Annotated in this window: 20 protein-coding genes; 7 read left to right on the top strand and 13 right to left on the bottom strand. The window is 68.5% G+C overall.

Translation table 11 applies throughout. The features are described from left to right. The first annotated feature begins 12 nt into the window (after positions 1–12). The gene (locus tag QRT08_RS11995) at positions 13–303 is read left to right on the top strand and encodes a ubiquitin-like small modifier protein 1 (protein WP_286046192.1); all 291 of its coding nucleotides are present in this window, start codon (positions 13–15) and stop codon (positions 301–303) included. Here QRT08_RS11995 and QRT08_RS11990 read toward each other — a convergent pair. Further along, positions 278–1180, bottom strand: coding sequence for a GNAT family N-acetyltransferase (locus QRT08_RS11990; protein ID WP_286046191.1), 903 nt, complete (start codon positions 1178–1180; stop codon positions 278–280). The genes QRT08_RS11995 and QRT08_RS11990 overlap by 26 nt on opposite strands. After that, the gene (gatD, locus tag QRT08_RS11985) at positions 1171–2418 is read right to left on the bottom strand and encodes a Glu-tRNA(Gln) amidotransferase subunit GatD (protein WP_286046190.1); all 1248 of its coding nucleotides are present in this window, start codon (positions 2416–2418) and stop codon (positions 1171–1173) included. The genes QRT08_RS11990 and gatD overlap by 10 nt, the downstream gene beginning before the upstream one ends. Positions 2419–2507: 89 nt before the next feature. Here gatD and QRT08_RS11980 point away from each other — a divergent pair, with 89 nt between their 5' ends. Next, positions 2508–2951: a hypothetical protein gene (locus QRT08_RS11980; protein ID WP_286046189.1), complete on the top strand. Its 444-nt coding sequence runs from the start codon at positions 2508–2510 to the stop codon at positions 2949–2951. Here QRT08_RS11980 and QRT08_RS11975 read toward each other — a convergent pair. Together QRT08_RS11975 and QRT08_RS11970 are read right to left on the bottom strand one after the other, a co-directional pair. Then, on the bottom strand, positions 2948–3601 hold the full coding sequence (locus tag QRT08_RS11975) for an ArsR family transcriptional regulator (RefSeq protein ID WP_286046188.1): 654 nt from the start codon (positions 3599–3601) through the stop codon (positions 2948–2950). The genes QRT08_RS11980 and QRT08_RS11975 overlap by 4 nt on opposite strands. Before the next feature lie 51 nt (positions 3602–3652). Continuing rightward, complete coding sequence (locus QRT08_RS11970; RefSeq protein WP_286046187.1) at positions 3653–4279, bottom strand: DUF1405 domain-containing protein; 627 nt, start codon at positions 4277–4279, stop codon at positions 3653–3655. A 117-nt stretch (positions 4280–4396) separates the two neighbouring features. Here QRT08_RS11970 and QRT08_RS11965 point away from each other — a divergent pair, with 117 nt between their 5' ends. After that, positions 4397–4750 carry a DUF5802 family protein gene (locus QRT08_RS11965; RefSeq protein ID WP_286046186.1) on the top strand — a complete coding sequence of 118 codons (354 nt, stop codon included), beginning with the start codon at positions 4397–4399 and terminating at the stop codon, positions 4748–4750. A gap of 26 nt (positions 4751–4776) precedes the next feature. Next, positions 4777–5655, top strand: a complete 879-nt coding sequence (locus QRT08_RS11960; protein WP_286046185.1) for a Vms1/Ankzf1 family peptidyl-tRNA hydrolase — start codon at positions 4777–4779, stop codon at positions 5653–5655. On the opposite strand, the gene QRT08_RS11955 is transcribed toward QRT08_RS11960, so the two are convergent. The 3 genes from QRT08_RS11955 to QRT08_RS11945 form a co-directional block, all read right to left on the bottom strand. Further along, a complete protein-coding gene (locus tag QRT08_RS11955) occupies positions 5652–7457 on the bottom strand; it encodes an SLC13 family permease (protein ID WP_286046235.1) in 1806 nt (601 codons plus the stop codon). The genes QRT08_RS11960 and QRT08_RS11955 overlap by 4 nt on opposite strands. A 188-nt stretch (positions 7458–7645) precedes the next feature. Continuing rightward, positions 7646–8065 carry a universal stress protein gene (locus tag QRT08_RS11950; protein WP_286046184.1) on the bottom strand — a complete coding sequence of 140 codons (420 nt, stop codon included), beginning with the start codon at positions 8063–8065 and terminating at the stop codon, positions 7646–7648. A 43-nt stretch (positions 8066–8108) separates the two neighbouring features. Next, positions 8109–9284, bottom strand: a complete 1176-nt coding sequence (locus QRT08_RS11945; protein ID WP_286046183.1) for an inorganic phosphate transporter — start codon at positions 9282–9284, stop codon at positions 8109–8111. A gap of 147 nt (positions 9285–9431) precedes the next feature. Here QRT08_RS11945 and QRT08_RS11940 point away from each other — a divergent pair, with 147 nt between their 5' ends. Beyond that, positions 9432–10445, top strand: a complete 1014-nt coding sequence (locus QRT08_RS11940; protein WP_286046182.1) for an N-acetyltransferase DgcN family protein — start codon at positions 9432–9434, stop codon at positions 10443–10445. Further along, positions 10442–11479: a dipeptide epimerase gene (locus QRT08_RS11935; protein ID WP_286046181.1), complete on the top strand. Its 1038-nt coding sequence runs from the start codon at positions 10442–10444 to the stop codon at positions 11477–11479. Before QRT08_RS11940 ends, QRT08_RS11935 begins: the two co-directional genes overlap by 4 nt. Positions 11480–11483: 4 nt before the next feature. Here QRT08_RS11935 and QRT08_RS11930 read toward each other — a convergent pair whose 3' ends face one another. The 4 genes from QRT08_RS11930 to QRT08_RS11915 form a co-directional block, all read right to left on the bottom strand. Next, positions 11484–13007 (bottom strand): glutamate-cysteine ligase family protein, encoded by a 1524-nt coding sequence (locus QRT08_RS11930; RefSeq protein WP_286046180.1) that lies wholly within the window; start codon positions 13005–13007, stop codon positions 11484–11486. Positions 13008–13132: 125 nt separating this feature from the next. Continuing rightward, a complete protein-coding gene (locus QRT08_RS11925) occupies positions 13133–13642 on the bottom strand; it encodes an FxLYD domain-containing protein (RefSeq protein WP_286046179.1) in 510 nt (169 codons plus the stop codon). A 137-nt stretch (positions 13643–13779) separates the two neighbouring features. Then, positions 13780–14808 carry a DUF7972 family membrane protein gene (locus tag QRT08_RS11920; RefSeq protein WP_286046178.1) on the bottom strand — a complete coding sequence of 343 codons (1029 nt, stop codon included), beginning with the start codon at positions 14806–14808 and terminating at the stop codon, positions 13780–13782. Positions 14809–14895: 87 nt separating this feature from the next. Next, a complete protein-coding gene (locus QRT08_RS11915; RefSeq protein WP_286046177.1) occupies positions 14896–15888 on the bottom strand; it encodes a DUF7972 family membrane protein in 993 nt (330 codons plus the stop codon). A gap of 101 nt (positions 15889–15989) precedes the next feature. On the opposite strand from QRT08_RS11915, the gene QRT08_RS11910 reads away from it, so the two are divergent. Continuing rightward, a complete protein-coding gene (locus QRT08_RS11910) occupies positions 15990–17006 on the top strand; it encodes a DUF7972 family membrane protein (protein WP_286046176.1) in 1017 nt (338 codons plus the stop codon). An 11-nt stretch (positions 17007–17017) separates the two neighbouring features. Here QRT08_RS11910 and QRT08_RS11905 read toward each other — a convergent pair whose 3' ends face one another. Continuing rightward, on the bottom strand, positions 17018–18049 hold the full coding sequence (locus QRT08_RS11905) for a DUF7972 family membrane protein (protein WP_286046175.1): 1032 nt from the start codon (positions 18047–18049) through the stop codon (positions 17018–17020). A 69-nt stretch (positions 18050–18118) separates the two neighbouring features. Further along, entirely contained in the window at positions 18119–18943 is an 825-nt protein-coding gene (locus QRT08_RS11900) for a PspA/IM30 family protein (RefSeq protein ID WP_286046174.1), read from the bottom strand. Positions 18944–18953: the final 10 nt, after the last annotated feature.

Raw genomic sequence — 18953 nt, 5'->3', positions numbered from 1 at the left:
GCGAGTACGGGTATGGAGTGGAAACTCTTCGCCGACCTGGCGGAGCTAGCGGGCGGGAAACGGATCGCGGTCGACGCCGGGCCCGGCGACACGGTCGGGGAGGCGCTGGAGGCGCTGCTCGAATCCCACCCGGAACTCGAGGAACGCGTGCTCGACGACGAGGGCGAACTCGAGGATCACATCAACCTGCTTCGCAACGGCTCGAACGTGTTCACACAGGAGTCGGGGCTGGAGACGGAACTCGAGGCGGGCGACGAACTCGCGCTGTTTCCGCCCGTCAGCGGCGGGTCCGGGCAGCGGTGAGGTCCGCGCCCAGCACGAAGTCGGGTTCGTCGGCGACCCCGACGCGTGCGTAGGCGGCGTCCGATACCGCACGGGGGGTCTCGGGGATCAACACCCGTGTTCGGTCCGCGCCGACCGCGGCGGCGTCGCGGGCGATCGCGGCGAACAGCGCGCGGGCGGCCGGGAGGTCCTCCCAGGAGCCGACGCCGTACTCCGCCCACCGTTCCGTTTCGCCCTCCTGCTCGCGCTCGTAGGTCCGACTCCGGTAGGCCATTCCCCGCAGGCCGTCGTCCCGAACGGCGAGGACCGACGATTCCTCGGCCGCGCGTTCGAGGTCCGCCCGCGTGAGTTCGCGCACCGCCCACGACTCGTCGGCGTCCAGCGCCAACCCTCGTAGGTGCTCGCGGGCGTCGCCCTCGGCCCACGCACGCCACGCGGCGGCCGGATCGGCGACGGTTTCGAGGACGGGTTCGGCGTCGGGATTCGGCTCGGGATGCGCCCAGCGGAACTCGGTGACGGGGTCGAACCCCACGGATCGGGACTGGCCGAGTCCGACAGCGTTCCACGAGAAGACCATGTTGCGCGCGACGAGCGCGCCCCGCTCGCGCGCCCAGTCGAACGCCCCGTAGCTCAGCCGTTTCGAGACGTCCGCTCCCCGAAACTCGGGGTTGACGCGCATCCCCTGGCACCAGGCCTCGTCCGCGGAGAGCAACACGCACTGGACGATTCCCGCGATGTCGTCGCCCGCATCGACTACCAGGGTGTGTCTGTCCTCGCCCTCGATCCACTCGGGGTAGACCTCGGGGATGTAATCGCCACTCTCCCGGTCGGGCCACGTCTCGCGGGTGAAGGTCGCGACCGCCTCGTGGTCTTCCTGTCGTGCTTCCCTCAACTCCATGGCACGGATCGCTCGGTGAGTTCGCCCGCGAGGTCCGTCCGCATCGTTTCGTCCACTTCGGCGACCGACTCGGCGTTCGCGAGCGCCCACATCAGTTTGACCTTGGCAGTACCGGGCAGGGTGTCGCCGGCCTCGATGGTGCCCGCCTCGAGGAGGTCTCGACCGGTGTCGTAGACCCGGTCACAGACTCGACCCTCGATGCACTGGCTGGTCATCACCACCGGCGTCCCCGATTCGACCAACTCCTCGATCCGGGGGATCCAGTCGGTGTGGACGTGGCCAAGTCCCGTGCCCTCGATCACGAGGCCCGCGCTGTCCTCGGCGATCGAAAGGGCCTCGGGCCCCGTTCCGGGCGTGTATTTCAGGAGTTCGACGTCGGCTTCGAGGTCGGGAGAGAGCGCCGGATCGCGCTCGCCCCGCGTCGCGTGCTCACGACGGACCGTGATCTCGCGGCTCCCGTAGTCGATCTCCGCGAGGGGCTTTCGTCCAACGGTTTCGAAGGCATCCCTCCGAGAGGTGTGGTTCTTCCGGACCCGGGACCCGCGATGGAGCGCACACCGGTCGTCGGACTCGGTGGCGTGCATGCAGACGAGCACCTCCGCGAGGTCGCTCTTGGCGGCCTCGACCGCACAGACCGCGTTCATCACGTTGTCGGATGAGGGCCGATCCGCCGAGCGCTGACTGCCCGTGAACACGACCGGAACGGGGGTGTCGAGCATGAAGGCGAGGGCGCTCGCGGAGAACTGCATCGTGTCGGTGCCGTGCATGACTACCACGCCGTCGGCGCCGGCCTCGATCTCCTCGAAGACCGCGCGAGCGAGGTCCCGCCAGATCTCGGGCGTCATGTTCTCCGAGAGGATGTTCGCGACCACGCGCCCGCGGTAGTTCGCGAGCCCCGCGAGGTCCGGAACGGCCCGAAGGACGTCCTCGGCGTCGAACTGCGCCGTGACGGCCCCGGTTCGGTAGTCGACGGTCGAGGCGATCGTCCCTCCCGTCGAGATCAGCGAGACGGTGGGGAGGTCGTCGTCGAACGCGACCTCGCTGTCGCCCTCGCTCTCGCCGCCGATCTCGTAGACCCCGGGGTCGAGCACCTCGACCTCCGCGTGCTCGCGTTCGACCCCGACGTTGTACCCCCCGTCGAGTTTGAGGACGAGGTGCTCCTCGCTCGAGGAGGGCAGGAGGACCCCCTCGTACGTCGTGTCGGCCCGCCTCGCGCGGACGCGGTCGCCTGCGTTCATGGAGTTGGGTTCCCGACGAGCGGACTTCAATGCATCCGTTCGGCCGACCCCGTCGAAAGGTCCTTGCTCCTACGGAAACGAGCGTGTGTATGGCGGAACGAACCGACCAACTGACCGAGACCCGTCCCGTGGACCACGAGGTCGACATCGGCGAGTCCGCTTCGAGGGGCACCCGGATCCGCGAGCGGGCCGGCACGCTGTTCTCGCCGCGGCGCTTTCTCCTCGCGCTCGCGCTCGTCGCCGCGGGGACGCTCGTCGGCGGGGCGACGCTGCCGGTCGCCGGCGGCGTGCTCGGCGCGTTCGTCGGCGCGTTCGTCCTCGGCGTCGCGAGCGAACACCGTCCGATGGCCGAGGCGGGAACGGCGGGTGCGGCGGTACTGGGGCTCTCGACGGCGTTCGACTACCTCGTCTGGATGGTCGTCGGCAGCGGCCTGCCGATCGCGGCGCTCGGGGCCGGTCTCGGCCTCGTGGTCGGCGCGCTCGGGGCCTACCTCGGCTCGGACCTCCGCGACGGGCTGACCCGCGACCTCTAGTCGAGCGCCCAGCCCTTCTCGGTCCGCTGAACGATCCCGTTGTCGGCGAGCACCGAGAGGGCGTCCTCCGCGACCGGCGTGGGCAGGCCGGCCTCGCGGGCGATCGTCTCGGCGTCCGTCGCTCCGCCCTCGATCGCCGAGAGGACCGCGGCGTACAGCCGGCTGTTCTCGGCGTCGCCGATCGCCTCGCTGATGCGTTCGTGGGCCTCGGCGATGCGGCCCTGGACCCAGCGCTGGGCGAGCGAGAGTTCGTCCTCGAGTTCCTCGAGGGTTCGCAACTCGCCGGCCAGATCGCAGACGTCCCCGCCGTCGCTGACGGCGACGTTGATCGAGAGGTGAGAACAGGAACTCGTCATGTCGAGGCTGGAACTCGCGGGATAGGCGCTCTTCGAGGCGAAGCCGTAGGGCGAGACGCTCACTTCCAGCCGGAGGTTGCGCGCGATGTGGAAGTACTTTCGGCGTTTGTCGTCGACCCGGCTCTCGACCACCCCCGCCTCCTCGAGCTTTCGGAGGTGGTCGATCACCGCCTTGGGGCTGACGCCGAGGTACTCGGAGATCTCCGTGACGTAACAGGGTTTGTGCGAGAGGAGACGCAGGATCCGCCGCCGGTTTTCGTTCCCGAGGAGATCCAGCAACGCCGCGGAGTCCATCTATTCGAACGCTAAGCGACGGGGACTGAAAAGCGTGTCTCCGTTTCCACATTACCGGCTTGCAGGTGCAGGCTCCAGCCTGTCGAACGCCCGCGCGGCGAGCCACACCGAAACGAACGAGAGGCCGACGGTCGCGAGCGCGAGGACGAGTCCGGGGTCGTAGCGAAGCGGCGGGTGATACCCCAGAACGTAATCGAGGACGTCGTTGGCCAGAAGCACCGCGAGCGCGAGGCCGAGTGCCCCCCTCGTGGTTCGCCCGTAGTGCGGTATCAGGTAGGCTTCGAGGACGAACGCCAGGTGGGTGAGGACGATGAACCAGTAGTCGTAGAGGTCGGGAAAGTAGGCAGAGAAGCCGAGGTTGAGCGCGAGGAACGTCCACAGGCCGTACTTGACGAGCCAGACGAACGCGAGCGTGTGGAGGTACGCGAGCGCGCGGTTCTGCGGGACCTCGTCCAGCGGGTTCCCGAGGTTCCCGAGCAGCGTCACGAGCGAGAGCGTCGCCAGAAAGAGCGCGGCCGGCGAGTCGAGGTAGAAGGGCCACAGGAACGTCGGGACCGCGGGCATGGTCTCGACGTAGAAACGCACGCCGACGAGCATCGCGAGCACGTTGACGCCCAGCAACCAGACCAGACTGGGGGCGTTCTCGAGGTAGTAGCGGGCGTGCCGCCGGGGGAGCATCGTTCGTGGGCGGGGGTGCCACCCCTAAAGCCGTACCGCTGTCCTCGACTCGCGGTTCGACATAAACATGTCCCACAACCGTTATATCCTCGCGCGGCGAACGTGTTACCGAATAGCATGTTTGAGACGTTCTCCCGCAGCTACTACGTCGGGCGGCTGTTCGTCGAGCCGTACGACGGCGAGCACGCGGTGTTGCGCCGCGATCACCACGAGCGAGTCAACGAGCAGCTCTACGCCACCGGCGAGGGCGTAGAGCGCCTCGACCTCCCGCTCGTGATGAAGCTCGCCCAGCGCCACTTCGCCGTCCACGGCGAGGACGGCGTGCCCGAACACACGCTGTTGGTCCCCCGCGAGGGGCTCGACCCCGGCTACGTCGACACGCTACCGGCCCCCCGCGAGGTGTTGCTGGCGAAGGCGGACCGCGCCTCCCAGCTCCTGGACATCGTTTCTGCCGGTCGGGCCGGAAGATAAAAGCCGGCCCGCCGCCGCCCACCGGTATGCTCGACGGGTTGCTCGGCCGGACCGAACTCAAGGAACGCATCGAGGAGCTACGGGAGGAACGCGACCGCCTCGAGGAGCGCTTCGAGGCCGAGCGCGAGCGCCGCCGCGAGGCCGTCCGCGAGAGACAGGAGGCACAAGAGCGCGAGAACCGCCTCGAGGACAGGATCAGCGACCTGGAGGGACGCCTCGAACGGATCGACGAGGAGTCGGATCTCGAGTTCCGCGGGGTCGAGACCCTCCGCGGGGAGCGCCTCCGGGAGGTCCTCGACCGCCTCGACAGCTTTCGAACCGGCGAAGAGGGCGTGCTGACCGCGATGGTCGACGGCGAGGTCCCCGCGGCGGGCGAGGCGGCGTTCGGCGAGCGCGCCCCGCTGCTCGCGCGGGCCGAACCCTGCCTCGCGGTGGCCGACGACGCCGGCCTCGTGAGCGTCACCCTGACGCCCCCGCTCGCGCCCGATCCGTTCTGGACGTGGGGCGACACGGTCGACCTCGAGTACGGCTGGTTCCTCCCGGAGGGCGAGTTCGCGTTCGCGCTCGTTCGCTCGGACCTCTTCGCGATGGGCGAGTATCGCGGAACGGAACGCGAGTCGGTTCGCGCCTTCGAGAGCGACGTGAAGGGCGACCACTCGAAGGGCGGGTTCTCGCAGGGTCGTTTCGAGCGCCGTCGGGACAATCAGGTGAAAGCCCACCTCCAGAAGTGCGGAGACGCACTGGCCGACCGCGACGCCGACCGACTGATCGTCGTCGGCCAGCGCACCCTCTTAAAGGAGTTCGACGCCGACGTCACGCGGGCGGTCGACGCGACGGGAGACCCCGAGGACGCCCTAGAGAGCGCGTTTCGAGACTTCTTCACCGCTCGACTCTACCGGCTCTAGACGCCCCAGATGAGGGCGATCCCCAGCGTGGTGACGACCGCGAGGATCAGTTGGAGGGGAGCGCCCACGCGCGCGAAGTCGGCGAACCGGTAGCCGCCGGGGGCGTAGACCATGAGGTTGGTCTGATAACCGATGGGGGTGAGCATCGCGGAGGAGGCCGCGAACGTGACCGCCAGCACGAACGAGAACTCGTTGGCGCCGATCCGGTTCGCGGCGTCGACCGCGACGGGGATCATGAGCACGACGCTGGCGTTGTTGCTGACGACGTTCGTTATCAGCGCCGTGAACAGGTAGAACACCCCGAGGACGACCACGGCGTCGAACGCGGTCGTGTTCGCGACGACGTGCCCCGCGAGGAAGGCCGCCGCGCCGGTGCGCTCCATCGCCATCCCGAGCGGGATCAGCCCGGCGAGCATGAAGATCACCGACCAGTCGATGGCGTCGTAGAGTTCGGTGGGTCGCAGGACGCCGGTCGCGACCATCGCGACCGCACCGGCCATCGAGGTGACGAGGATCGGATAGAGATCGAGGGCGGCAACCGCGACGACGGCGGCGACGATCGCGAGCGCGATCGGGAGCTTCGAGCGGCGGTACTCGGCGCGGGCGACCTCGCTCCCAACGACGAAGTCGCGGTTCGCGCCCAGTCGCTCGATCGAGCCGCGGCTGGCCTGGACGAGCAGGGTGTCGCCGCCGCGCAGTTCGACGTGGTCCATCCGGCGATGGAGCACCGTCGGCCCCCGGCGGAGCGCGAGCACGGTCGCGTCGTAGCGATCGCGGAAGTTCGCACTCGAGAGCGTCTCGCCGACCAGCGAGGAGTCGGGCGGGATCATCACCTCGACGAGGTCCTGCTCGGTCCCGCGCTCGGTTCTGTCCGCTCCGTCCGCGGCCAGGTCGGCGTCGGTAAAGGCGACGTGCGGGAGCAGGTCGACCCCCTCGACGTCGATGATGTCGACCACGGTGTCCCGGCCGGTGCGCACCACGAGGACGTCGCCGGGTCTGATCGTCTTCTGGGCCAGCGGCTCGCCGAACACCTCGCCGTCCCGGACTAGCTGGACGAGGTCGAACTCGAACTCCTCGCCCTCGATCGCCTCCCGGACCGTGCGCCCGACGAACGGCGAGTCCTCGCGGACGACCACCTCGGTGAGGTAATCGGCCATCTCGAACTCCTCGGTGAGTTCGCCCTCGGCGGGAAGCCGGTCGGGCAACAGTCGTGGAGCGGCGACGAGCAGGTAGAGCGAGCCGACGACGAGGACGAGCGCGCCGAGGCTCGTGAACTCGAACATCGAGAAGGGACGACCGATCAGACGCGCCGAGACGTCGCTCGCGAGGATGTTCGTCGAGGTGCCGATCAGCGTCAGCATCCCGCCCATCATCGAGGCAAACGAGAGGGGGATCATGAATCGCGAGGGCGAGACCGTTACCCGGCGGGCCAGATCGCTCGCCATCGGAATCATGATCGCGACCACCGGGGTGTTGTTGATGAAGCCCGATGACAGGCCGGAGACGCCGATGATCGACCCCAGAAGCTTTCGCTCGTCGTCGCCGGCGAATGCGGAGATCCTCGCGCTGACGATCTGGACGAGGCCGGTCTTCCGGATCCCCTCGCTCAGGACGAACATCATCAGGACGGTGATCGTCGCGGAACTCGCGAAGCCCGAGACGCCATCTGCGGGCCCGATCCCCGTCCACGGTTCGAGGACGATCAACGCCACCATCACCGCGATCGCGGTGACGTCGATCGGCACCGGCGCGGTGATGAAGAGCGCGAGCGCGAGAAGGACGATCCCGAAGACGACGAGCATCCCCGCCGTGAGGGCGGGGATCTCGGCCGCCGCCTGCAAGAAGGAAGCGATATCGAGGAGGGACGAACGCGAGAGAGTCATCTCGTACCCATAGGGAGGAAACGAGTAAAAGCGTACAGGACCGCCGTCGTTCGATTCGATCCGGTCGTGGGGTTCGAAAGCGGGTTACGCGGGACCGCGTCGTCGATCTACCGGACGACCGTGACCGGGACCGGCGACCGGCGGGCGACCGTCTCGGCGATATTCCCGAGCAGAACGCGCGAGGAGAGGTCGCGTCCGTGTCCGCCCAGTACGACGACGTCGAAGGCGTCGGCCCGCTCGACGATCGTCCGGGCGGGCGGTCCGAGGGCGACGGTCGTGTCGATCTCGGCGTCGTGCTCGGCGGCGAGCGCGCGGGCGCGCTCGAAGACCGGCCGTGCGCGCTCGGCCGCCGCCTGCTGGGGGTCGTCGGCCAGCGCCAACCCGGTCGCCTCCCCCATGAACCACGTCGGGGCGCCGACGACGGTCAGGACGGTGATCTCGGCGTCGGGGTAGGCGTCGAGGGCGAACTCCAGGGCCTTCTCGGCCATCTCCGAACCGTCCATCGCGACGAGGACGCGAGCGATCATGCCCACCCTACGCGCCGGGGGACGATAAATCCGGGACGGCGAGTCACGGCGTCCCCGCGATCGGCAGGAGGACGAACGCGATGTACGAGAGGATCGTCGCCGTTGACGGCCCGATGATCCAGAAGGAGACGAACCGGATCACGGCCGACTCGTCGAACAGCCGCTGGACGCCCTCGAGGTCCTCGGGGTCCTCCTCGCCGACCCGCGGGATCTCCTCGGCCGTCTCGGCCGTGATCGCGTCGACCGACATGTCCGTCGAGACGTCGCCCCGCACGAGGTCCCGCGCGGTCGCCACCCGCGTGGCCCGTCCCCACCCGAGGCCGACGATGCACATCACCGTCGCCATCGCGAGGCTGATCGGAATGCCGAGCCACGAGAGGAACGTCGTGATGCTCGCGGCGACGACCATGACGATCATCGCCGCCAGAAGCGGCAGCGCCGTGAGGTCGTTGCCGACCGAGTCCATCGTCCGGCGTGCGATCGTAAAGGCTCCCAGCCCGATCGCGACCGTCCCGAGGACGACCCCTCCCTCGACGCCGACGAGGCCGCCCCCTACGAGCGGCGCGACGGCGTTGGCGACGTTGCTCGCGCCCGCGCTGAACGCCATGTAGCAGGCGATGGCGACGACGATCGTGGTGCTTGCGGCCTCCTTCGGCGTCGTTCCGGGTCCCAGCGCCGGTTTCGGGACCGTTCCCGTTCGGTCGAGGACGAGCAGGGGCCCCTCCGATTGCTCGAGGGCGACCTTTCGGTCGAGGTAGGGGTAGAGATACCGGCCGACGACGGCCCCACACCAGAACCCGACGATCGGCGCGACCATCCACCAGACGACGATTCCGCCCAGCACCTCCATGTCGAGCGTCCCCGTCGCCAATCCGAGGCCCGAAATCGCGCCGACGGCCGTCATCGAGGTCGAGACCGGCACGCCGTAGACGTTGGCCAGGAGCATCCCGAGCCCGATGAAGAAGAGGACGACGATGCTCGCCTCGATCGTGAAGACCGTCTGCGGGACGACCTCGCCGCCGAGGGTCTCGATCACGTTGCGCCCGACCGTCCACCCGCCGAAGAAGACGAAGAACGTCATGAGCGCCGCGGCCGCCGTCTTGTCGATGATCCGCGCACCGACCGACGGTCCCCACGCGACACCCGTCGACGACCCGCCGATGTTGAACCCGACGAACACCGCCGCCAACATGCCCAGCGCCAAGAAGAGGGAGATCATACGATAACTTACGGAATGGATAGGGGTATACGTTCCGATACTGATAGAATGAGAGACAGGTGTGCCGTACCGGACGGGACGGCCGGGGACGCCCCGCGGCGCGGTCGGCATCTAAAGGGTTAACATCCCCTTGTGCCTCCCTCCGGTATGCAAGTCGCAGTTCTCGCACACGAGAAGTTCCCCGAGCGCGCGAAGACCGCCGTCGGCGTCATCCGGTACGGCGAGTACGACGTGACCGCCGTGCTGGACCGCGACCGGGCCGGGGGGCGGGTCAACGAGTACCTGCCGGGCGTCCCGGACGCCCCCATCGTCTCGGGCATGGCCGACGTCGAGGAGGCCGACGCCCTCCTGATCGGAATCGCTCCGATCGGCGGGGGGTTCGACGAGAGCTGGCGCGAGGACGTCGAGAACGCCCTCTCGAGGGGTTGTGACGTGATCTCGGGACTGCACTACTTCCTCTCGGAGGACCCCGAGTTCGTCGAACTCGCCGCGGAGAACGACTGCGAACTGTGGGACGTCCGAAAACCCGACGAGGACCTCACCGTGAGTCGTGGGATCGCCCACGAAGTCGACGCCGAGGTGATCCTGACGGTCGGAACCGACTGTTCGGTGGGGAAGATGACCGTCTCGATGGAACTCGCACGTGCGGCCCAAGAGCAGGGGATCGACGCCGCCGTGATCCCGACGGGACAGACGGGGATCATGATCGAGGGGTGGGGCAACCCGATCGATCGCGTCGTCTCGGACTTCACCGCCGGCGCGGTCGAGGAGATGATCGTCGAGAAGGGCGACGAGCACGACTACCTGTTCGTCGAGGGCCAGGGGACGATCATCCACCCCGCCTACTCGGCGGTCACCTGCGGCATCCTCCACGGATCGATGCCCGACTCGCTGGTGCTCTGTCACGCCGCCGGCCGCGAGGCGATCCACGGCTACGAGGACTTTTCGATCCCGCCGGTCGAGACCTACATCGACCTCTACGAGGGGCTCGCCGCGCCGGTCCACGAAACGGAGGTCGCCGCGGGCGCGCTCAACACGATGGACATCGTCGAGGACGGGCCCGCCCGCAACGCCGTCGACGAGTACGCCGCCGACCTGGGCGTGCCAGCGACCGACCCCGTCCGGTTCGAGAGCGACGAGGTGTTGGAGGCGCTTCTGTGAGCCTCGAGACGGCGTTCGAGCGCGTCTCGCTGCCGCTCGAGTTCCCGTTTACGATCTCGCGGGGGACGACCGAGACGGCGGAGAACGTAGTCGTTCGCGTGAGCGACGGCGATCTCGTCGGAATCGGCGGGGCCGCACCCTCGGCCCACTACGGCGAGACGGTCGAGACGGTCGAGGCCGTCTTACCCACTCTCCTGGAGGTCGTCGAGGACATGGGCGACCCCCACCAGTTGGCGCGGATCGAGCGCCGGATGCGAGAGCGGGTGAACCTGAACCCCGCCGCCCGGTGTGCCGTGTCGATCGCGCTGCACGACCTGGTTGCCAAACGGCTCGACCTCCCGCTGTACCGGTACTGGGGGCTGGATCCCGAGGAGGTGGTAGAAACCTCCTACACCATCGGGATCGACGAAATTGAGACGATGCGCGAGAAGACCGCCACCGCCCGCGAGCGGGGCTACTCGACGCTGAAGATCAAACTCGGGACGGGAAGGGACGAAGAGATCATCGAGACCGTCAGGGACGAAGCGCCCGACGCCACGATCCGGGTCGACGCGAACGAGGCGTGGTCGCCGCGCGAGGCGGTCCGGAAGATCGAGGCGCTCGCGGCGTACGACGTCGAGTTCGTCGAACAGCCCGTTCCCGCCGAGAACCCCGAGGGAATGCGCTTCGTCCGCGAGCGTTCGGAACTTCCGATCGCCGCCGACGAGTCCTGCGTGACGCTGTCCGATATCCCACGGGTCGCCGAGATCGCCGACATCGCGAACGTCAAGCTCATGAAGTGCGGGAGCCTGCGCGAGGCTCGGGCGATGTTCGCGGCGGCGCGCGCCCACGGGCTGGAGACGATGCTGGGCTGTATGACCGAGTCGAACGCCTCGATCGCCGCCGCCTGTGGGTTCGCGCCGCTTCTGGACTACGCCGACCTCGACGGCTCGCTGTTGCTCGCGGAGGACCCCTACGCGGGCGTCGCCATGCCCGGCGGACGGATCGACCTCTCGGAGATCGATCGGGGGACGGGCGCTCGACCCGCCGAGTAGTCGGTTAGGACCACGCGACGAACGGCTCGCCCGCCCGCTCGACGTACTCGCGTTGCATCCCCCGGATCGCCTCCCGGAGGTCCGCCCCGTCGTCGATCCGATCGCGGACGCGGGCCACCTTCCAGCGACTCGGCGTCGTCTCCCGCTCGACGCGCCGCTCGATTGGCGCGAGGTACCCCTCGACCGCAGAGCGCGACACGCCCGAGTCGCGCAGACCCCGGCGGGCGACGTCGAACAGCTCCCCGTAGACCGCACCCGGATCGCTCGTCGGCTCCCCGTCGGCGGTCATCCAGATCACCTCGGCGTCGAACCCGTCCCTGACGACGTCGTAGAAGCCCTCTCTCGCGTCGTCCCATCCGAGGGTCGCGAGGGGGTGGTCGGTCGCGACGAGCCCCCGGAGCAGACCGGCGACGAGCGCCTGCAGCCCGACGGTGTCCTCGACGCTGGGCTGGGTGGGCAGCGGGCGGTACTCGATGCGCAGCGAGCGCTCGTCGTTCGCCCCGTCGATGGGCTGGCCGCCGATCACGCCCCTGAGCCACCGCCAGTAGGTGCCGCGTTTGTGCTCGAACTCCGGGAACCGGTCGGTGTACTCGTCGTTCGTCTCCCTGGTCCACTCGGAGAGGAACGGCGCCTGCGTCCGATCGGCGGCGATCCGGTCGATCACGTCGGCCGCCGACTCGACGTCGCCCGGAAACCGGACCTTTCCCTCCTCGTCGACGTTGATCGCGCGCTCGAAGACGGGCACACGAAGCTCGTGGTACGTCGCGTCGACGAGCGCGTGGGCGTCGGTCCCCTCGACCGCCGGATACAGGTCCGCGGGGGCGAACGGGGAGTTCGTCGCGAGCGCGAGCACCGGCCCCATCGTCCGGATCGCGGCGTTGTAGTACGCGGGAAACGCCTCGGCGCGGGGGATCTGGAGGTGTGGCTGCATCGAGGTCGCGAGCGACTCGACGAGGATCGTGGGGAGCGACAGTTCGAGCCCGGGGAGGTCGACGTCGATCGAGCCGCCGCGTTCGGCGAGGATCGCGTTGTCCAGCGCGTGGTACCGGGGCGACGGGCGCATGTTCGCCGCGAGGACCACCCCGTCGCGCTCCTCAACGGCCGCGAGGTACTCCCTGCTCCCCTCGTCGGGCGGGACCGTCCACATCGCGTCGAGGACGAGCCGTCGATCCGCGGTTCGGGCGGCCCGTCTCGCCTCGGCGAGCCGTCCGCGGAGCGCCCGCGTCTGGTCGTCGAGTCCCGCCCCGTCGAGGAGGGTCGCCGGGGTGTTGATCTCGACGTTGTGCCGACCGAGCTCCCCGGCACAGCCCTCGATCCCGAGGACGCGCTCGGGCACCGCCACGAGGCGTCCGTCGGCGTCCGTCGCGTACGCCTCGAGTTCGAGACCGACCGCGAAGTCGCCGTTGTCGAGCGCCCCCGAATCGAGCTGTTCGCGGAGGAACGCCGCCTGCGTCTCGACGCGCCGGTCGAACTCGCGTCGGGTCGCGTCCTCCAGCGAGCGACGGACCCGGTCGGTGAGGTCGCTCATCGGCTCGGTCCGTCGGTGGCGTCCGGGATTCGCGCGGGTTCCGTCGCGTTCGGTCGGTCGTCCATACGGTCCCCATCGGCCCCCGCGTCCTTACCTCATCGGCTTCGCTGGCCCGTTCCGCCGCGTCAGTCGGGGAGGCCGACGACCGTGATGTCGTAGTCGGCGATGTCGGCCGGGGATTCGAGCAGGATCACCTGAAAGCTCCACTCCGCACCCCCGTCGAGGTCGCCCGTGGAGTCGAGATACAGCCCGAGCACCTGGTCGTCGGAGTTGTAGACCCGCACGCGGACCTCCGCGGTCCCGACCCGCTCGCCGCTCGTGTTCTCGACGGTCCCCTGCACCGTCGACCCGGCGTAGCCGCTCTCGAAGACGAACTCGTGATCTTCGATCGAGAGACCGTCGAGCGGGGCGAGGTCGTCCCGCGGCGTCACCTCGGCCGCGGCCTCGGCCGCGGTCGTCTCCTGGGTCGTCCGCTCCTCGCCGTCGATGTCGTCGGGCACGTCGCCGGACTCGTATGCGGGCTGGCCCGTCGACCCCGACCCCGATCCGAGACAGCCCGCGAGGCCGACCGCGGCGCTCGTCGTGGTGCCGGCGAGCGCGAGGAATCGCCGTCGAGAGGCGCACTGCCGCGTCATCGTCGCGTTTCACCTCGTCCTGTCCGCATCAGCAGCGTCATCACACGCGATAGGAGACGCCGCGGCCGTTTCAGTGTAGTGCCGGCAGGTCGTACGCGCCCCGTCGGTGATCGCCCCGTCGGTCGCGCTCGTCCGTCTCAGACGTCGCTGTCGGCGTCGCGACTCGACTCCCGGAGGATGAACGGCCCCATCGCGAGCGTGCGCTGGGCGACGGTGGCGATCCGGAGGACGAAGCTGATCAGGAGCACGAACGGCGCGAGCGTGAGCACGAACGCCCCGCTCACCAGCAGCGTGAGGCGCTCGATCCCGAGGACGGTCCCCGTCACCGAGGAGGGCTCGACGTACATGATCATCGCGGCGACGACGACGAGCGCCGGCGGCCCGGCGTACAACAGCGCCCGCGAGAGGTTGATCAGCTCCCACTGGAAGTACAGCGTCTTGAAGTGCTCGCGCGCCGGGCCGAAGAACTGCAGGGAGACGATCATGTCGTCGAGGGCCTCGTCGGCCTCCGCCGAGAGCGACTCGCCGTGGTCGTCGCGGATCTGCCGTGCCTGGAAGATCTTCCACGAGTAGTTGAAATCCAGCGCGGCCCACATCACGTCGAACGTGCCGAACTGGGTGTCCTCGATCTTCTCTCGGACGGTTTCGGCGTGTTCGTCCAGCGCGTCGACGTACTCGTTGACGCGCTCTTTGAGCTTCTCGTCGCGCTCGTCGGCCACCTCGTCCCGGAGGTCTTCGGCGTGGTCCTCGATTCCGGCGACGAGTTCGCGCAGGAACGCCGCCGGTTCGGGCGGGCTGACGTCCAGATCGGTCTTGGACTCGATGTCGCGGCGGAACTCCATGGCGTCCTGCATGCGTTCGCGCTGGTCGCCGACCGCACCCAGCTCCTGCGAGAGGACGAGTTGGCCGATCGTCGCCACCAGCGTCACGCCCGTGATGATCGGCCCGATCATCGAGCTGAACAGCGTCTGGATCGCGTCCGGGTCCTGAACCGAGAGCACGCGAAGCGGGTTCATCCCGACGAACCCGAGGAGCACGATCGTGACGAAGACCCCGAGCATGACCGCCCCGGCGAGCGCGTAGCGGTTCAGGCGCATCAACACCCACAGCCGGAGGCCGCTCCCCTCCGTCCGCTCGCGCATCGTGTCGTCGGGCTCGTCGCTCATGACGTGACGGTAGCGGAGCGCTCGAAAAAGCGTGTGGATTCGATCGTCGGGCGCGAGAAAGTCGGCCGCGTCCGCGAACCCGACCGGCTACGACCAGTCGATGTCCTCCTCGCGTTCGGCCTCCCGGAGGATGAACGGTCCCATCGCGAGCGTCCGCTTCGCGAGCGTCATGATCCGCAGGACGTACGACAGCAGGATCACGAACGGCGTCACGCCGACGGTGAAGCCGAAGGCGGCGACCCAGACGAGGTTGTCGACGCCGAACGTCCGGCCGGGAAACGACCCCGGGCCGACGTTCATCAGGATGGCGCCGACGACGATCAGCGCGGGCACCGAGACGTACAACAGCGCGCGGGCGACGTTGATCAGCTCCCACTGGAAGTACAGCGTCTTGAAGTGCTCGCGCGCCGGGCCGAACAGCTTCAACAGTTCGATGGTGTCGTCGAACGCCTCCTCGGCCTCCGCCGAGAGCGACTCGCGGTGGTCGTTTCTGATCCGTCGGGCGCTGAAGATCTTCCACGAGTAGTTGAACTTGAACGCCGCCCAGAGCACCTCGAACGTGCCGAACTGCGCCCCCTCGAGGCTCTCGCTCACCTCGTCGCCGTTCTCGGCGAGGTTGTCGACGTAGTCGTCGATCTTCTCCCTGAGCTCCTCGTCGCGTTCGTCCTCGACCACGTCCCGCAGGCGCTCGGCCTGCGTCTCGGTTCGATCGACGAGCAACTGGAGGAAGGCGGCGGGTTCGGGCGGGCTCACCGCGAGGTCGGTCGTCTCCTCGATGTCGCTGCGAAACTCCATGGCGTCCTCCATGCGTTCGCGCTGGTCGCCGACCGCACCCAGTTCCTGCGAGAGGACGAGCTGGCCGATCGTCGCCACCAGCGTCACGCCCGTGATGATCGCGCCGATGAACGACGAGAAGATCCACCAGAGCGCGTCGTGGCTCGCGATCAACGCCCGGACCGGGCCGATGTCGGCCATCGTCGCCACGACGAGCGAGCCGAAGACGACCGCGAGAACGGCGCCGGCGAGCGCCCAGCGGTTGAGCTTGAGAAGCAGCCACAGGCGAACGTCTCCGAGGTCCATACGCCGAGTACCGCCGGCCGACCGAAATACGTCACGCCTGCGGCCGGGGTCGCCGTTGCCGGGTGGCCGTTTTTACTCCCCGGCCGTGATAGGTCGAATACATGGGTGACGATCGTGCGGACTCGACGGTCGGCTCCGGAGGCGGACCCCTGCGATGGGTCCTCATCGACGGGAATCGGTTCGTCATCACCGCCGGCATCCTCGCGGGCTGTGGGGCGGTGCTCGCGGCGCTGACGGCGACGGGCGTGATCGCCTTTACGAACGAGAACTCGGTCAACCGCCTCGCCAACGGCATGGTCGCGGGCACGTTCAGCGTCGTCACGATCGTCATCACGATCAACCAGCTCATCCTCTCGCGGCAGTTCGGCGCCGCGGGCGAGCTTCGCGACCGGTTGGACGGCGTCATGGAGCTTCGAGCGGACGTCGAGGAGAAGGCCGGGATCCCCGCGAGCCCCGCCGAGCCGACCGCGCTGCTCGAGGTCGTGATGGGCGCAGTCGAGGAGCGGGCGGTCCGTCTCAGACGGAGCGTCGAGGACGGCGATGACGAACGAAGCGAGGAGATCACCGCGTACGCCGAGACCGTCGCCGAGGCCGCGGCGCGCGCCCGGGAGAACCTCGCCGAGGCCGACTTCGGGACCTTCAACGCCGTCTCGCTCACCATCGACTACGACGACTCCCAGCAGATCTACGCCGGCCGATTCCTGCGGAACGAACACGCCGGGGAGATCGGCGAGGAAACCGGCGAGGCCCTCGACGAGCTGCTCGAAACGCTCCAACTGTTCAACGTCACGCGGTCGCACTTCAAGACGACCTACATGGAGCGCGAACTCTCGCGGCTCTCGCGGCTGATCACCTATCTGGGGGTCCCGGCGATCCTCGCGGCGCTCGTCATCGGCCTGCTCTACGGCGACGTCGGGGGGCTGACGGTCTCGCCGCAGGTCGCGCCGACGGTGATCGTCCCCCTGATCCTCGTGGTGCTCTCGCCGCTGGCGCTGCTCTCGGCGTTCGTGCTTCGCTCGGCGACGGTCACCCGGCGGACCGCCTCGATCGGGCCGATGGTCCCGAGCAAGGAAGAGGGGGAGGGGACCGCGGCGTCGACGGACGTGACCGAACACTGAGGGGGCGGCGGCTACTCCCAGTCGAGGTCGCTCCCCCGCTGGGTCTCCCGGAGGATGAACGGCCCGATGGCGAGCGTCCACTTCGCGACCGTCACGACCCGGAGGATGTAGGCGAGGAAGATGACGAACGGCGTCGCACAGACCGCGAACGCGACGCCGATGAACAGAAGCGAGTGGTTGAGCCCCGCCGTCGTTCCGGCGATCGGGTCGGGTTCGAACACCAGAAGCATGTACGCCGCGACCACGAGCGCCGGAAGCGCCGTATAGACGAGCGCGCGCGAGACGTTGATGATCTCCCAGCGGAAGTACAGCGTCTTGAAGTGCTCGCGCGCCGGCCCGAAGAACTCGAGGACGGAGAGGAGGTCGTCGAGCGCCTCCCGTGCCTCCGGCGGGAGGGCGTCCCGGTGGTCGTTCCGGAGTCGGCGTCCGGCGTAGATCTTCCACGAGTAGTTGAAGTTGAGCGCCTCCCGGACCACGGCGAACCCCCCGAACTGCTCGCCTTCGAGGGCGGCGCTCACGCGCTCTGCGTCCTCGAGGACGTCCTCGCCGTACTCCGTGACGTCGGTCCGAACCGACTCTTCGACCCCGGAGACGGCCTCGACGAGCCGGTTCGCCGGCTCCCTGGTCGCGTCGACGAGCCCCCGGAGGAACAGCGAGGGCTCGGGCGGACTGGTCCCGCCCTCGACGGCCTCCTCGGCGTCCTCCCGGAACGTCAGCGCCTCGCTCATCCGCTCGCGTTGCTCGCCGAGGGGGCCGAGTTCCCGCGAGAGGATCATCTGGTTGAACGTCAGGACGATGCTCACGCCCATGACGATGGCGATGACGAGCGGGGTGAACAGGCCGGCGACCGAGGCCCGGTCGAAGATGTTGCGTATCGAACCGGGAGCGAACTCGCCGAGAACGATCAACAGCACGTACACGGCCCCGAGCATCAACAGCGCGACGGCTGCTCGGTTGCCGTCGACGAGAAACCAGAGCATCGGCCGCCCGCCTCTAATCCGATCCTGCAACCTGTCCTCTTTGCTGTCGTCCGACCGGTCCATACGGGGGCTACTCGACGGCTACGGACATACGTTCCGCTCCCCGAAGACGGCCAGCCGATGGGTCGGGCCTCAGCGGCCTTCGTCGCGGATCTCCTCTAACTCCTCGTCGATCTCGCTCGATTCGAGTTCCTCCTCGACGTCGACGTCCGCCTCCGCGTCGCCCTCCGTTTCCTCGGACTCCTCGACCGAGGCGGTCTCCTTGCCCATCTCGCCCTTCAGCGTCTCGAGTTCGGCCTCGACCTCGCTGTCGGTGCGTCCGGCCGCGAGTTCGCGGTCGATGCTGTCCTCGTCCGAGAGCGCGTCGTCGAACGCCCCCGTGTCCTGGAGTTCGTCCATCGCCGCCGCGCGGGCCTCCATGTCCTCGGTCTCCTCCTCGGCGCGTTCGATGGCCCGCGAGACGTCCTCCATCTCGTCGCCCGCGCCGGTCATCGCCTCCGAGACGCGGACGCTGGCCTCGCTGGCCTCGTACTGGGCCTTCATCGTCTCCTTTTTCGTTCGGAACTCCTCGATCCGGCCCTGGAGTTCGTTCTTCTGCTCGACGAGATTGTCCTGTTTCTCCTGGAGGTCGGCGATCTGCGTCTCCAGTTGCTCGATCTGGTTCATCTTCGTGTTCTTCTTCTCGAGGGCCTGGCGGGCCAGGTCGTCGCGGTCCTGGGCGACGGCCTCGCGGGCCTGCTCGTTGTGTTTCTCGACGTTCTCCTCGAGGCGGCGTTTCTGCATCTCGAGGCGCTTTTTCTGCGTGGTGAGGTCGGCGATGCCCTGTTTGACGTCCTGCAGGCGGTCGCGCATCTGCTCGTACGAGTAGTCGAGCGTCTCGCGCGGGTCCTCGGTTCGATTGAGGATCGCGTTGACCTTCGACCGGATGACGTACGACATCCGCGAGAGTATTCCCATGGGCCGTAGT

It is taken from the genome of Halalkalicoccus sp. NIPERK01 (assembly GCF_030287405.1).
Lineage (GTDB): Archaea > Halobacteriota > Halobacteria > Halobacteriales > Halalkalicoccaceae > Halalkalicoccus.
This window is presented reverse-complemented; position numbering and strand designations above follow the sequence as displayed.